The sequence below is a fragment of the Confluentibacter sediminis genome, assembly GCF_003258355.1.
GTDB lineage: Bacteria > Bacteroidota > Bacteroidia > Flavobacteriales > Flavobacteriaceae > Confluentibacter > Confluentibacter sediminis.
On sequence record NZ_QKPO01000012.1, the window covers coordinates 87,381 to 101,765 of the forward strand.

13 protein-coding genes are annotated in these 14,385 nt (G+C 33.9%); 4 read left to right on the forward strand and 9 right to left on the reverse strand.

The window, feature by feature from the left end:
- Positions 1-59: 59 nt before the first annotated feature.
- From DKT72_RS11610 to DKT72_RS11625, 4 genes are all read left to right on the forward strand, one after another.
- Positions 60-1,142, forward strand: a complete 1,083-nt coding sequence (locus DKT72_RS11610) for an efflux RND transporter periplasmic adaptor subunit (protein ID WP_111308912.1) — start codon at positions 60-62, stop codon at positions 1,140-1,142.
- A 25-nt stretch (positions 1,143-1,167) separates the two neighbouring features.
- Complete coding sequence (locus DKT72_RS11615) at positions 1,168-4,416, forward strand: efflux RND transporter permease subunit (RefSeq protein WP_111308913.1); 3,249 nt, start codon at positions 1,168-1,170, stop codon at positions 4,414-4,416.
- 19 nt (positions 4,417-4,435) lie between these two features.
- Positions 4,436-5,857, forward strand: coding sequence for a TolC family protein (locus tag DKT72_RS11620; RefSeq protein ID WP_235841695.1), 1,422 nt, complete (start codon positions 4,436-4,438; stop codon positions 5,855-5,857).
- Positions 5,858-5,930: 73 nt separating this feature from the next.
- Positions 5,931-6,836 (forward strand): ABC transporter ATP-binding protein, encoded by a 906-nt coding sequence (locus tag DKT72_RS11625; protein ID WP_111308915.1) that lies wholly within the window; start codon positions 5,931-5,933, stop codon positions 6,834-6,836.
- On the opposite strand, the gene DKT72_RS11630 is transcribed toward DKT72_RS11625, so the two are convergent.
- From DKT72_RS11630 to pdxA, 9 genes are all read right to left on the reverse strand, one after another.
- Entirely contained in the window at positions 6,833-7,294 is a 462-nt protein-coding gene (locus DKT72_RS11630) for a 3-oxoacyl-ACP synthase (RefSeq protein WP_370445574.1), read from the reverse strand. The genes DKT72_RS11625 and DKT72_RS11630 overlap by 4 nt on opposite strands.
- Entirely contained in the window at positions 7,284-7,982 is a 699-nt protein-coding gene (mtgA, locus tag DKT72_RS11635; RefSeq protein WP_111308917.1) for a monofunctional biosynthetic peptidoglycan transglycosylase, read from the reverse strand. Before mtgA ends, DKT72_RS11630 begins: the two co-directional genes overlap by 11 nt.
- Before the next feature lies 1 nt (position 7,983).
- Positions 7,984-9,096, reverse strand: a complete 1,113-nt coding sequence (locus tag DKT72_RS11640; RefSeq protein ID WP_111308918.1) for an NAD(P)/FAD-dependent oxidoreductase — start codon at positions 9,094-9,096, stop codon at positions 7,984-7,986.
- Positions 9,097-9,236: 140 nt separating this feature from the next.
- Positions 9,237-10,589: an acetyl-CoA carboxylase biotin carboxylase subunit gene (accC, locus tag DKT72_RS11645; protein WP_111308919.1), complete on the reverse strand. Its 1,353-nt coding sequence runs from the start codon at positions 10,587-10,589 to the stop codon at positions 9,237-9,239.
- 86 nt (positions 10,590-10,675) lie between these two features.
- Positions 10,676-11,158: an acetyl-CoA carboxylase biotin carboxyl carrier protein gene (accB, locus tag DKT72_RS11650; protein WP_111308920.1), complete on the reverse strand. Its 483-nt coding sequence runs from the start codon at positions 11,156-11,158 to the stop codon at positions 10,676-10,678.
- Between the two features lie 30 nt (positions 11,159-11,188).
- Complete coding sequence (locus DKT72_RS11655; RefSeq protein ID WP_111308921.1) at positions 11,189-12,190, reverse strand: beta-ketoacyl-ACP synthase III; 1,002 nt, start codon at positions 12,188-12,190, stop codon at positions 11,189-11,191.
- Between the two features lie 180 nt (positions 12,191-12,370).
- Entirely contained in the window at positions 12,371-12,574 is a 204-nt protein-coding gene (gene rpmF / locus DKT72_RS11660; protein ID WP_111308922.1) for a 50S ribosomal protein L32, read from the reverse strand.
- Positions 12,575-12,584: 10 nt separating this feature from the next.
- Positions 12,585-13,127, reverse strand: a complete 543-nt coding sequence (locus DKT72_RS11665; RefSeq protein ID WP_111308923.1) for a YceD family protein — start codon at positions 13,125-13,127, stop codon at positions 12,585-12,587.
- Between the two features lie 141 nt (positions 13,128-13,268).
- Positions 13,269-14,333 carry a 4-hydroxythreonine-4-phosphate dehydrogenase PdxA gene (pdxA, locus tag DKT72_RS11670; protein ID WP_111308924.1) on the reverse strand — a complete coding sequence of 355 codons (1,065 nt, stop codon included), beginning with the start codon at positions 14,331-14,333 and terminating at the stop codon, positions 13,269-13,271.
- Positions 14,334-14,385: the final 52 nt, after the last annotated feature.

Consider the following 14,385-nt stretch of genomic DNA (forward strand, 5'->3'; position numbering starts at 1 on the left):
ACTAAGTTATGTCTACTATATATTCCATTTAATTCCGAATTATTTTAATCAAAAATTTTATGAAAAAAACAGTTGTTTTAATAGGCTTGCTTGTGCTTTTAATTCACACAAGTTGTCAAACAAAAAAAGAAGAAAAAAAAGAGGAAACAGCCTTTCTGGTTACTAACCCCATTCGCAAAGACACCATAATAACCAAAGATTATGTGAGTCAAATCCATTCCAGTAAGCATATAGAAATACGAGCTTTAGAGAAAGGGTATCTAAAACAAATATTTGTAGATGAAGGCCAACATGTTAAAACAGGACAAGTCATGTTTCAAATAATGCCAAATATTTATCAAGCCGAATTACAAAAAGCAAAAGCAGAATCTAACGCTGCTGAAATTGAGCTAAAAAATACCAAGTTGTTATCCGATGGTAACGTGGTGTCTCCAAACGAATTAGCTTTAGCTAATGCCAATTATGATAAGGCAAATGCGGAAGTAGCATTAGCACAAACCCACTTAGGATTTACAAAAATTAATGCCCCTTTTGATGGTATTATGGACCATTTAGAGGCAAGAGAAGGAAGCCTTTTAGATGAAGGTGAACTATTAACGACGCTATCAGATAACAGTAAAATGTGGGTGTATTTTAATGTTCCCGAAGCAGAATATCTTGATTATATAATAAGCGCAGATAAAGGCTCAAAAAAAGAAGTAGGTCTTTTAATGGCAAACAACAAGCGTTTTAACCAAAAAGGAATTGTAGAAACTATAGAAGGCGAATTCAATAGCGAAACAGGGAACATTGCTTTTAGAGCAACATTTCCAAACCCTGATGGTATTTTAAGACATGGAGAAACAGGCAGCGTTTTAATGAATGTGCCTTTTAAAGATGTTATCATTATACCTCAAAAAGCCACGTTTGAGATTTTAGACAAAACCTATGTTTTTGTAATAGGTAAAGACAATGTTGTAAAACAAAGAGAAATCACAATTGGTGCAGAATTACCACACTTATATATAGTTAGTAAAGGACTAACAGAAGAAGATACCATTTTATTGGAAGGCATTAGAATGGTAAAAAACAACGAAAAAATCCGTACTAAGTTTTTAGAACCAAATAAAGTATTGTCTGATTTAGACCTATATGCTGAATAATTTTAGAATTTAATCTACAGAAGACATGTTTAAAAAATTTATAAAAAGACCCGTTTTGGCAATTGTCATTTCGGTCATCATTGTATTTATAGGAGTACTTGCCATAAAGCAATTACCTATTTCACAATTTCCTCAAATAGCCCCTACTACTGTCAATATTTTTATTGCATATCCAGGTTCTAGTTCTGAGGTATTGGTTAATTCCACGTTAATTCCTTTAGAAACAGCCATAAATGGTGTGCAAGATATGCGTTATATAGCGTCTGATGCTACAAGTGCTGGAGAAGCTACTATACGTGTTATTTTTGAACCAGGGGTAGATCCTAATGAAGCCGTAGTTAGGGTAAAAACACGCGTAGACCAAGTGATGCCTTTGCTACCAGAATTAGTGCAACGTGAGGGGGTCGTTATTACACCTGTACAACCTAGTATGTTAATGTACGTTAACCTTTCTAGTTCAGATAAAAATAATGATGAAAAGTTTCTTTACAACTATGCTTACACGAAGGTTATTCCAGAAATTCAACGTATTAATGGTATTGCAAGTGCACAAATTTTAGGTAGTAGAAAATATGCGATGAGAGTTTGGTTAAAACCAGACCGTATGCGAGCCTATAATATTTCTGCAGAAGAAGTTTTAAAGGCTATGGAAGAACAAAGTCTCTTGGCAAGACCAGGACGTTTAGGGCAAAGTTCAGGAATAACATCACAGTCCTTGGAATATGTATTAACATATCAAGATCGATATAATGAACCTGAACAGTATAAAGAGATTATTATTCGAGCTAATGAAGATGGTGAAATCATCAAACTAGAAGATATAGCAGATGTAAAATTAGGAAGCGAATTTTTTGATATATATTCTAATCTTGACGGAAAACCTTCGGCCTCCATCATTTTAAAGCAAACTTTTGGAAGTAATGGTAGCGATGTTATAAAAGCGGTAAAAGAAAAGCTAGATGAGCTAAAAGTCGATTTGCCTCCAGATGTGGATTTTCAAATTAGTTATGATGTCTCTAACTTTTTAGATGCCTCGATAGAGCAAGTATTACATACGCTAAGAGATGCATTTATTCTGGTAGCTATTGTAGTATTCTTGTTTTTGGGTGATTGGCGTTCAACATTAATTCCTATTATAGCAGTGCCTGTATCTTTAATTGGTGCCTTTTTTGTGATGCAGTTGTTTGGACTTTCTATCAACTTAATCACCCTCTTTGCGCTTGTACTTGCCATTGGTATTGTGGTAGATAATGCTATTGTTGTGGTAGAGGCGGTCCATGTTAAAATGGAAGAAGAACATCTCACGCCATACAAAGCCTCGTCTGAAGTATTGGGCGAAATTGGAGGTGCCATTATAGCCATAACGTTAGTTATGGTTTCGGTATTTATACCTATCTCTTTTATGACAGGGCCTGTGGGTGTGTTCTACCGTCAGTTTTCTATCACGATGGCTGGGTCTATTATAATTTCTGCTATTGTAGCCTTAACATTAACGCCTGTTTTATGTGCTATATTGCTTAAAAACAACCACGGGAAAATTAAAAAATCACCTGTAGACCGATTTATCAATTGGTTTAATAAAGGGTTTGAACGCTTAACAGGAAAATATGTTAATATTCTAAATAAAATTGTGGCAAGGCGCATAGTGACGTTCGGAATTTTAGCGGCATTCTGTGCCGGAATTTATTTAACAAATCGCGTGTTGCCAGCTGGTTTTATACCAAATGAAGATCAAGGGATGATTTATGCCATCATACAAACTCCACCGGGTGCCACTTTAGAACGCACCAATGATGTGGCTAGAAAACTTCAAAAGATTTGTGAAGAAATGGAAGGTGTAGAATCTGTGTCATCTTTAGCAGGTTACGAAATTATGACCGAAGGTCGTGGCTCTAACGCCGGTACCTGTTTGATAAACTTAAAGCCTTGGTCTGAACGTCATCATTCGGTTCACGAAATTATGGAAGAATTGGAAGAGGAAACCAAAAATTTAGGAGCTGTTATCGAGTATTTTGAACCGCCAGCAGTACCTGGATTTGGATCCTCTGGTGGATTCTCCCTACGTTTATTAGATAAAACAAACTCGACTGATTATCACCAATTTGAAAAGGTTAATAGTGATTTTATGGAGGCGTTATCTAAGCGCAAGGAATTGACTGGATTATTCACTTTCTTTTCTGCAAACTATCCACAATATGAATTAAAAATCAATAACAAAATTGCAATGCAAAAAGGTGTTACCATAGGAAATGCTATGGAAAACCTTAATATCTTAATAGGTAGTACTTACGAACAAGGGTTTATTCGTTTTGGTAGATTTTTTAAAGTATATACGCAAGCGGCACCAGAATACAGACGTTTACCATCTGACCTTGAAAAGTTATTTGTTAAAAATGAAGCTGGCGAAATGGTCCCTTATTCAGCATTTATGACTATTGAAAAAAAATTAGGACCGAATGAAATTACCCGATATAACCTTTATAATTCGGCTTCTATTAGAGGGCTTCCTTCTGAAGGTTTTACTAGTGGTGATGCTATTAATGCCATTAAAGAAGTGGCAGCACAAAAGTTACCAAAAGGCTACGACATTGCTTGGGAAGGGTTGTCTTTTGATGAGGCCAATAGAGGTAACGAATCGTTATACATTTTTATCGTCGTATTAGTATTTGTTTATTTTGTGTTAGCTGCACAATATGAAAGTTTCTTATTACCATTTGCAGTAATTTTATCACTTCCCGTTGGGGTTTTTGGGTCTTTCATTCTTTTAAAAGCCATGGGATTAGCTAATGATGTCTATGCCCAAATTGGTGTGATTATGCTGGTTGGTTTATTGGGTAAAAATGCCGTATTAATTGTGGAGTTTGCGGTACAAAAACACAGACAGGGTGCCACCATTTTAGAAGCAGCGATCGAAGGCTCAAAAGCACGTTTTAGACCTATTTTAATGACGTCTTTTGCCTTCATAGCAGGATTAATACCGTTAGTTGTCGCAACTGGTGCAGGTGCCATAGGTAATAGAACTATTGGAGGGTCTTCTTTAGGGGGAATGCTCATTGGGACACTTTTTGGGGTGTTAATTATACCTGGTCTTTACTACATTTTTGCTAAAATGGCTGAAGGTCGAAACCTTATTAGTGATGAGGCAAGCGAACCACTTTCTGAAGAGTTTATTAGACATAATGAAGTGGAAAACCAAACAAAAATTAATACCGATAGCATTAGCAAATTAAAAAAATTGTTAAAAAAACTTCGTAAAAACAACCAAGATGAATAATATTAAAACACATATAAAGATGATAAAATTCTGTTTGATTGGTGTTTTGTCTATAGTGTCTCTGTATTCCTGTGTGCCAACCAAAAACATAAGAGAGGAAAATAAAGCGGTTCCAGAGCAATATAAAAATCAGTCTACAGATACCGTTAATACAGCAACTGTAAATTGGAAAGACTTTTTTTCAGACCCTAATTTAGTCATCTTAATTGATAGTGCTTTAGCGAATAATCAAGAGCTAAATATGATGTTGCAAAAAGTACAAATGTCTAAAAATGAGATAAAAGCAAAGCAAGGTGAATACTTGCCTTTTGTAGGTTTTTATGCTGGGGCAGAAGTTGAAAAAGTTGGTGAATTTACCCGAAATGGTGCCGTAGAAAAAAATCTAGATATTCGTGAAGATGAAGCGTTTCCAGAGCCATTAACCAATTTTTCAGCAGGTCTTTCTGCTTCTTGGGAATTAGACGTATGGAAAAAGCTTCGTAACGGCAAAAAAGCAGCAGTTTTAGAATACTTAGCATCTGTTGAAGGTAAAAATTTCATGGTAACACAATTAGTTTCAGAAATTGCGAGTGCGTATTACGAGCTCATGGCTTTAGACAATCAATTAACAATTATCGAGCAGAATTTAGACATTCAGCAAAATGCTTTAAAAATGGTAAAGATTCAAAAAGAAGCGGCGCGTGCAACACAATTAGCAGTGAGACGTTTTGAAGCCGAAGTCTATAAAAACCAAAGCAATAAATTTCAAATTCAGCAAAAAATTGTGGAAACTGAGAATTTAATTAACTTTTTGGTAGGACGCTATCCTCAAACTATTCAAAGAAGTTCTCAGGAGTTTATTACAACAAAGGTCGATACCATTACTTCTGGATTGCCTTCACAATTATTAGCTAATCGACCTGATATTAGACAAGCTGAATTTGAATTATCGGCAGCAAAATTGAATGTTAAGGTTGCAAAAGCTAACTTTTTCCCTTCCATAGGAATTAAGGCTGGTGTAGGCTTGGAAGCTTTTAAACCTAAATTTTTAACGGACACACCAGAGTCGTTAGCCTATTCTTTAGTTGGAGACATTGTGTCCCCATTAATCAATAGAAATGCGATTAAAGCAGAATATAGCACAGCAAATAACAGACAATTACAGGCTGTTTTTGAATACGAAAAAACCATATTAAATGCCTACATCGAGGTAGAAAATCAGCTATCAAATGTTCAAAACCTTAAAAAAAGTTACCTTCTGAAAGAAGCACAAGTAGAGGCACTTACAGAGTCGATTGACTTATCAATTCAACTTTTTAAATCGGCAAGAGCGGAATATACAGAAGTGTTGTTAACCCAAAGAGAGGCTTTAGATTCTAAAATTGAAATTATAGAAACTAAACGCGATCAATTGTTGGCTCATGTAAAATTGTATCAAGCCCTTGGTGGTGGTTGGAATTAGAATCATAGATTCTTTAAAATTTAAAAACCGTTCAATAATATGAGCGGTTTTTTTATGCTATTTTTGCAACAGTATGCTACAAGTAAAAAACCTAACATTTTCATATCAAAAAACGCCTGTTTTAAAAGCTATTTCTTTTGAAGTTAAACCAGGCGAAAATTTGGCTATTACTGGAGAAAGCGGTTCAGGAAAAAGCACCTTATTAAAGCTTATTTTTGGGGAATTTGATATAGATGAAGGCAACATTTTTTGGAAAGACCACGAAATTTTAGGTCCCAAATACAATTTAGTTGTTGGCTATGAATTTATGAAATATGTATCTCAAGAATTCGATTTGATGCCATTTATAACCGTAGCAGAAAACATAGGAAAGCATTTATCGAACTTCTTCCCCGAAGAAAAAAAAGAACGTACAGAAGAACTTTTGAATGTTGTAGAGCTTACGGAATTTGCAAACGTAAAAGTAAAAACACTAAGCGGCGGGCAAAAACAACGTGTTGCCTTGGCACGTGCATTAGCAAAACAACCCGAAATTATTTTATTGGATGAGCCCTTTAGCCACATCGATAATTTTAAAAAACAAAGCTTAAGACGGAGCGTTTTTAAATACTTGAAAGAAAAAAACATTACCTGTATAGTTGCCACACACGATAAAGAAGATGTCTTAGGTTTTGCTGATACTATGATTGTTTTAAACAATAATGAAATAGCTGTAAATGACAGTCCAAAACGTTTGTACAGCAATCCAAAAACACCTTTAATAGCTTCTTTTTTTGGTGAATTTAATGTGATAAATGGTGGCATCATTTATGCACATCAATTAAAAATAGTTGAACATTCCAATTTAAAAGCAACCGTTATAAAAAGTTATTTTAAAGGGCATTATTATTTGATTGAAGCAGATTTAAATGGAGGGAAGGTATTTGTTGAGCATCCTGAAAGAATGGAAAATAGACGAAGTGTTTATCTTTCTATTTAGAAAACCTCTTCAATTTTTAATTTTAGTTCCCTAAAAATCACTTCATCATCACTTTGTTTGCCTAAAAGTAATTGTCCGATGGGTGTATTGGGGGAAATGGCATAGAAAATGATAGTATCAATTTTTATTTCTCCCGCACTTATAGCTATAAAATAATTGTTTTGAGAAGTCATTACAACGCTGCCTAAACCAACAGTTTCAGAACTTTTAGAGATATCAATTTTAGAAAATGATTCTTTCAATTTTTGGATTTCCGCTAATTGATTCCCGGATTTTTCGCGTTCTAATTGTAACATGGCCCTTCCTGTTTCATGCTTATCTCCAGCGCTACTTTTAGTTTCAGATAATAAAGAGTTTTCAATCTCCTTTATAGAATTTTGAACTGTTTTAAATCTATTTTCAATAAACTCTAAGCATTGATTATATAAAGTTTGCTTGAGTTTTAAATCATTCATCATTCTTTTTGTTATAATCTAATTTGCCGAAAAAGCCCATTTGTCTTACAATCCAAGCTTGCCTGCCTTGTATATATGCCGAAGCAGGATTAGCTCTATACCTTTTAGGATTAGGCAATACGGCAGCTATGGCAGCCGCTTGATAGCTTGTTAGTTTTGAGGCTGGTTTTTTGTACCAATATTGTGCTGCTGCTTCAGCACCGTAAATACCATTGCCCATTTCAATACTATTAAGATATACTTCCATAATGCGTTCTTTCGACCAAATAAGTTCTATTAAAAAAGTAAAATAAACCTCTAATCCTTTACGTAACCAACTGCGATGTGGCCATAAAAAAACATTTTTGGCTGTTTGCTGACTAATGGTACTTGCTCCTCTGGTACGTTTACTTTTTTTATTATGCTCAATAGCCTTTTCAATAGCTTTCATATCAAAGCCGTAATGGTTTAAAAAGTTTTGGTCTTCACTGCAAATTACCGCCAATTGTAAATTTTTAGAAATATTGTCAATAGACTCCCAATCATGTTTCCAAACAATGTCTTCACCACTTGTAGCTTGTTGTACAGTTCGAATCACCATTAATGGGGTTGCAGGAACAGGAACCCATTTAAAGATAATAACTAAGGCAATAGAAATGACGAAAAACCAACCAATCGTTTTTAATAAAAGTTTAAATATTTTTTTAATCATACTAATCTAATATTTGAGATAATTCTTTTCCAATTAAACTTCCAATTGCGATGCCCATACCTCCAAGACGAACACCACAATACACATGGTTACTTAGTTGTTTTACAATGGCTTTTTTTTGATTGCCCATACCCATAATACCAGTCCACCTATATTCAATTTCAAAAGGGGTTTCTGCCAAAATAGAGGTTTTTAAGAGGGATTCCAATGCATCTTGAATAAGTTGTGTATGATGAAACTCTGTCGTTTCTTCACTTTTAAAATCTAGGTTTCTACCACCCCCAACTAAAACTCTATTATCAATATTTCTAAAATAATAATAACCTTTATCTAAATGAAAGGTCCCTTTTAGTTGTAAATTTTTTATGGGTTTTGTAATTAACACTTGAGCACGTGCCGGTTTAACCTCTTCGTTAATTAGTTGTGAAGCAAAACCGTTTGTTGCTATTAATAATTTAGACGTTGAAAACTCAAGCCAATTTGTTTTTATTTTTACTGAATTTTGAATTTCTTCAAAATGTTCAACGGTAACATTATTTAAAATTTTTATATCTTTTGATTGCACTTTTTTAAGTAAAGCTTCCATCATCATCCCAGTATCTATTTGACCTTCAAAAGGATTAAAAACACATTGATTTTCTATATTTTTAAAATTGAAAATATTATTTTTTATACTAAATATATCCGCCCGAAAAATCGGGAAGAGCATACGATTTATGATATCTATTTTACTTAAAGATTCTTGAAAAAGGACATCGTTTTTATCAAATAGTTCATACCCACCATAATTTTTATACCCAATCTTTTTATCATTTAAGGTTTCCCTTAATAATTGCAAGCCATTAAATCGTTTTTTAACAAGATCAATAACTTCTTTTTCAGAATGTGATTTTAAATCGTCTAAAATTTCACTTAAACTACCAAAACATGCAAAACCAGCATTTTTTGTACTAGCACCTTGCGGGAGCATACCTTTTTCTAGTATTAAAATTTTAGATTTAGGAAAGCGTCTTTTTAAATGTAAGGCACAGCTTAAACCAACAATGCCACTACCAACTATAGTGAAATCTATATTGGTAAACCAGCTTTTTATTTCCCAATAAGAAAAGTTCAAGGGTTTGAATGTTAGTGATTAGCAAAAATAGTGAATTTGTACTTTTGTTTTTAAAAAGATATAAGACCCCGTTTGAACGAATTTTATCGTCATATTGTCCCCAAAAAAAAAAGTCCCAATTTTAATTGGGACTTTTTTTTTTATTCTTCTGTTGGCTTTTCAAGCACGAAATCTTCCATGAATTTAGTGGTGTAATTACCAGCTAAATAATCAGGGTTTTCCATTAACTGCCTGTGGAATGGAATAGTGGTTTTTACACCCTCTATAACGAACTCATCCAAAGCACGTTTCATTTTATTAATCGCTTCTTCTCTAGTTTGAGCAGTGGTTATTAACTTGGCAATCATAGAATCGTAATTTGGCGGAATGGTATAACCAGCATAGACGTGCGTATCTAAACGCACACCGTGACCTCCAGGCGCATGTAATGTGGTAATTGTACCAGGTGATGGCCTAAATCCATTAAATGGATCTTCAGCATTTATACGGCATTCTATAGAGTGCAACTTAGGGGTGTAGTTTTTACCTGAAATAGGTACACCTGCCGCTACCAATATTTGTTCGCGTATTAAATCGAAATCAATCACTTGTTCTGTAATAGGGTGTTCTACCTGAATACGAGTATTCATTTCCATAAAGTAGAAATTACGATGCTTGTCAACTAAAAACTCGATGGTTCCAGCACCTTCGTATTTAATGTATTCAGCAGCTTTAACTGCGGCATTTCCCATTTTTTCTCTTAGTTCGTCAGTCATAAACGGCGAAGGGGTTTCTTCGGTTAATTTTTGATGACGACGCTGAATGGAGCAATCTCTTTCAGATAAATGACATGCTCTTCCTGTAGAGTCTCCAACAATTTGAATTTCAATATGTCTGGGTTCTTCTATAAGTTTTTCCATGTACATATCGTCATTTCCGAAGGCAGCTTTGCTTTCCTGTCTAGCAGAATCCCAAGCATCTTTAAGCTTTTCTGGTTTCCAAACAGCACGCATACCTTTTCCACCACCACCAGCAGAGGCCTTTAACATGACTGGGTAGCCTGTTTTTTTAGCTATTTTTTCGCATTCTTCGTACGTTAGTATGATGCCATCACTACCAGGAACACAGGGCACACCTGCTTCCTTCATGGTTGCTTTTGCATTGGCTTTATCTCCCATTCTATCAATCATATCCGCTGTAGCACCAATGAATTTGATATGATGTTCTTCACATATTTTTGAAAATTTAGCATTTTCAGATAAAAAGCCGTAGCCTGGGTGAATAGCATCTGCATTGGTAATTTCTGCAGCAGCTATAATATTTGAAATTTTAAGGTAAGAATCTTTACTTGAAGCAGGACCAATACATACGGCTTCGTCTGCAAATTTAACATGTAAACTTTCTGCATCTACAGTAGAATAAACAGCTACGGTTTTAATGCCCATTTCTTTACAGGTTCTAATAACACGCAGTGCTATTTCGCCTCTGTTGGCAACTAATATTTTTTTAAACATAACTTTAAAAATTAAAAATTACAAATTCCAATCTCCAAATTCCAGATAATGGATTTAGGGATTTGTGTATTGGAATTTTTAACTGGTTATGATGGGTCTATTAAAAATAAAGGTTGGTCAAATTCTACTGGAGAAGAATCATCAACCAATATTTTTACTACTTTTCCTGAAACTTCAGATTCAATTTCGTTGAAAAGTTTCATAGCTTCAATAATACAAAGCACATCGCCTTCTGCAATTGTTTGTCCAACCTCCACAAACAAAGGTTTGTCTGGTGATGGTTTTCTGTAGAAAGTTCCAATAATTGGCGATTTTATTGTTATATATTTTGAATTTTCTGTTGCTGCGGGAGTTGCCGTTGGTGTTGAATCGACAACGGGTTTTACTTCACTCACAGGAGCATATGTTGCTTGTGGTTGCGTTGCTACTGGAGCATAATGTACAGCTGCAGTATCTGGATCTGGTCCGGTTTTAATGGTGATTTTGATATCATCCATCTCCAATTTAACCTCACTTGCACCAGATTTGGCAACAAACTTGATTAAGTTTTGAATCTCTTTTATATCCATAATTTGCTAATTAATTATTTTTTGGTTTGGTTAGTTTACTGAATTATATGCCCATTTTAAATAAATAGAACCCCAATTAAATCCGCCTCCAAAAGCGGCAAATATTAAATTGTCTCCTTTTTTCAATCTGGACTCGTAATCATTTAATAATAAAGGTAACGTAGCAGACGTGGTATTGCCATATTTTTCTATATTGGTCATTACTTTTTCGTCTTCCAGCTCTATTCGCTGAGCAGTAGCATCAATAATACGTTTGTTAGCTTGATGCGCTACCAACCATGAAACGTCATTTTTGGTTAAATTATTTTTGTTCATGATTTTTATTGTCGCATCTGCCATATTAAAAACTGCATTTTTAAAAACTGTTTTTCCTTCTTGAAATGCATATTGACCACCTTTTTCTATAGCCTCTACAGAGATAGGATATGATGAACCTCCATAAGTAGCTTGCAAAAAGTCCCTTCCTGTACCGTCACTTCTTAAATATTCATCCTGCAAGCCTAACCCTTCGTTATTAGGTTCAAATAAAACGGCTCCTGCACCATCACCAAAGATAATGCAAGTTGCTCTATCTTTATAATTAATAATTGAAGACATTTTATCCGCTCCAATTAATAGAATGCTTTTATACCTTCCAGATTCTATGTATCCGGCAGCCACAGACATACCGTACAAAAAACTTGAACACGCAGCGTCCATATCAAATGTAAACGCATTTGTTGCTCCAATTTCAGAAGCCGTGTAAGCAGCTGTTGAAGCAGCCTTCATATCTGGTGTTGCCGTGGCAACAATAACTATTTCAATAGTTTTAGGGTCTATTCCTGTTTTGTTAATAAGATCTTGGGCAGCTTTTATAGCTAAGTAAGAGGTTCCTTTACCATCATCTTTTAGAATTCGACGTTCTTTAATTCCTGTTCTAGAAGTTATCCATTCGTCGTTAGTATCAACCATTGTTTCAAGGATTTGATTGGTTAATATATATTCTGGTACATAGGCACCTACAGCTGTAATTGCCGCAGAGATTTTACTCATAACTTTATAGTTAATTCGACCAAAAAATCATAAAAAATTCACTAAAATGCTCAAAATTTGTTCAAATTAGTGAAATTTGGTCTAATATTATACAAATTAAGTGGTTTTTGAACTGTTATAAAAACATATCATAAAAAAAACGCTCACATGTGAGCGTTTTGTTATATGCAAGCATAATAATTATGCTAAATTTTCTACAGCTTCAGAATTATCAATTAAAACTTGACCTCTGTAATAAAGTTTTCCTTCATGCCAGTGAGCTCTGTGGTATAAGTGAGCTTCACCTGTTGTAGGACAGGTAGCAATCTGTGGCGCAGTTGCTTTGTAATGAGTTCTTCTTTTATCTCTTCTTGTTTTAGAGATTTTTCTCTTAGGATGTGCCATTTTCTATTATTTATTTATCCGTTAATAGTTTCTTTAATGTATTCCAACGAGGATCTATATCATCCTCTTTCACTTCTTTTTCTAAGTCAATTTTAGGACTTAGTTCTTCTAATTTTTTAAGTATATCTGAATGTAATGTGCCATCTTTTACTCCTGGATGAATGCGTTTAATTGGCACTGCAAGTACAATTAATTCATATATATATTGTTGAATATTAATTTCATAAGCCCCGTGTGGAAGAATCAGAATATCTGTATCTTCATCGTTATACTCATCTCCAAACTTAACCACCAAATCAAATTCATTTTTAATTTTTTGATCGTATGGCTCATTTGTTAAATCGCAATTAACATTAACAATTCCAGAAATTTTAAAATGTAATTCCATTAATGTTGTCTTTTTGGTAAGATCAACTTTAACATGAATGTTTACATCATTAAAATCTTCATACTCAAAATATTCAAAGAACGTTTTCTCAATGTCATAATCAAAGTGATGTGAGGCTATTTTTAATCCTACAAAAGGGATTGTGAATTCTTTTAATGGCTTCATAATCACATCTATTTTGAGCCTGCAAATATATAAATTTTTATTTAAGCCACATCACATATAAACTTTTTTTTATTTATCTGATTCAGTAGCTTATTTTTTAATGTTTTTGGGTTTAAAATGGCTCTAAAAGGTACGACAGATTTAATTGTCATAGTCTTTTCTGCTACTTCTAGTTCCTTTTTTTAAGGTATTGGAAGTCAGTTCATTATAATCCAATCTATTTTTAAATATTTGAATGGCCATAAAAACAGCTTCTTTAAAAGAATTTTCGTCAGCCATTCCTTTTCCTGCAATTTCATATGCGGTTCCATGGTCTGGCGAGGTTCTTACTTTGTTCAATCCAGCAGTATAATTTACACCTTGTCCAAAAGAAAGTGTTTTAAAAGGTATTAATCCTTGATCGTGATAGGATGCTATAATGGCATCAAAGTTTTTATAATTATTAGAACCAAAAAAACTATCCGCAGCATAAGGCCCATACACTAATTGGCCACTTTCTTTCAGTTTGTTAAGTGTAGGTCTCATAATGGTATCATCTTCATTACCTATAACACCATGGTCTCCAGTATGTGGATTAATGCCTAAAACCGCAATTTTTGGTCTAATTATGTTAAAGTCCTTTTGAAGGGAATTATAAACAGTGTTTATTTTTTTTTCGATTAATTGAGGAGTGATGTGTTCTACAATATCTTTAACGGGAACGTGATCGGTCAATAACCCTATTCTTAAGGAGTCTGAAACCATAAACATTAAACTTTCTCCTTCTAATTCTTTTGCTAAATAGTCTGTGTGCCCAGGAAAATGAAATGCTTTAGATTGAATATTATGCTTATTAATTGGGGCTGTTACCAAGACGTCAACGTCACCATTTTTTAAAGCTTTAGTAGCTGCTTGTAAGGATTTGATGGCGTATTCACCAATTTTTAAATCTTCTTTTCCAAAATCAATAGTGACCGTTTCATTCCAACAGTTAAACACATTAACTTTTCCATAAGCTAACTCATTGATTTTATTTAGATCATTAAATTTTATTTCAGATTTAAAATGGTTTTTTAAATAAGCTATTGTTTTAGATGCCGCAAAAATAACAGGTGTGCAAAATTCTAAGATTCTATCATCTTCAAAGGTTTTTAAAATTACTTCGCTACCAATGCCATTTAAATCACCAATTGATATTCCTACAACTATATTTTCTGTTTTCTTCATTAAAAATGATAACTTTAGTTTGTAATTTTGATGATGCAAATTTAACTAAATA

Bases quoted from the DNA above. Each gene is read 5' to 3' on its own strand.
- DKT72_RS11610 (WP_111308912.1), top strand. From the start codon at position 60: ATGAAAAAAACAGTTGTTTTAATAGGCTTGCTTGTGCTTTTAATTCAC.
- DKT72_RS11615 (WP_111308913.1), top strand. From the start codon at position 1,168: ATGTTTAAAAAATTTATAAAAAGACCCGTTTTGGCAATTGTCATTTCG.
- DKT72_RS11620 (WP_235841695.1), top strand. From the start codon at position 4,436: ATGATAAAATTCTGTTTGATTGGTGTTTTGTCTATAGTGTCTCTGTAT.
- DKT72_RS11625 (WP_111308915.1), top strand. From the start codon at position 5,931: ATGCTACAAGTAAAAAACCTAACATTTTCATATCAAAAAACGCCTGTT.
- DKT72_RS11630 (WP_370445574.1), bottom strand. From the start codon at position 7,294: ATGATGAATGATTTAAAACTCAAGCAAACTTTATATAATCAATGCTTA.
- mtgA (WP_111308917.1), bottom strand. From the start codon at position 7,982: ATGATTAAAAAAATATTTAAACTTTTATTAAAAACGATTGGTTGGTTT.
- accC (WP_111308919.1), bottom strand. From the start codon at position 10,589: ATGTTTAAAAAAATATTAGTTGCCAACAGAGGCGAAATAGCACTGCGT.
- accB (WP_111308920.1), bottom strand. From the start codon at position 11,158: ATGGATATAAAAGAGATTCAAAACTTAATCAAGTTTGTTGCCAAATCT.
- DKT72_RS11655 (WP_111308921.1), bottom strand. From the start codon at position 12,190: ATGAGTAAAATCTCTGCGGCAATTACAGCTGTAGGTGCCTATGTACCA.
- rpmF (WP_111308922.1), bottom strand. From the start codon at position 12,574: ATGGCACATCCTAAGAGAAAAATCTCTAAAACAAGAAGAGATAAAAGA.
- DKT72_RS11665 (WP_111308923.1), bottom strand. From the start codon at position 13,127: ATGAAGCCATTAAAAGAATTCACAATCCCTTTTGTAGGATTAAAAATA.
- pdxA (WP_111308924.1), bottom strand. From the start codon at position 14,333: ATGAAGAAAACAGAAAATATAGTTGTAGGAATATCAATTGGTGATTTA.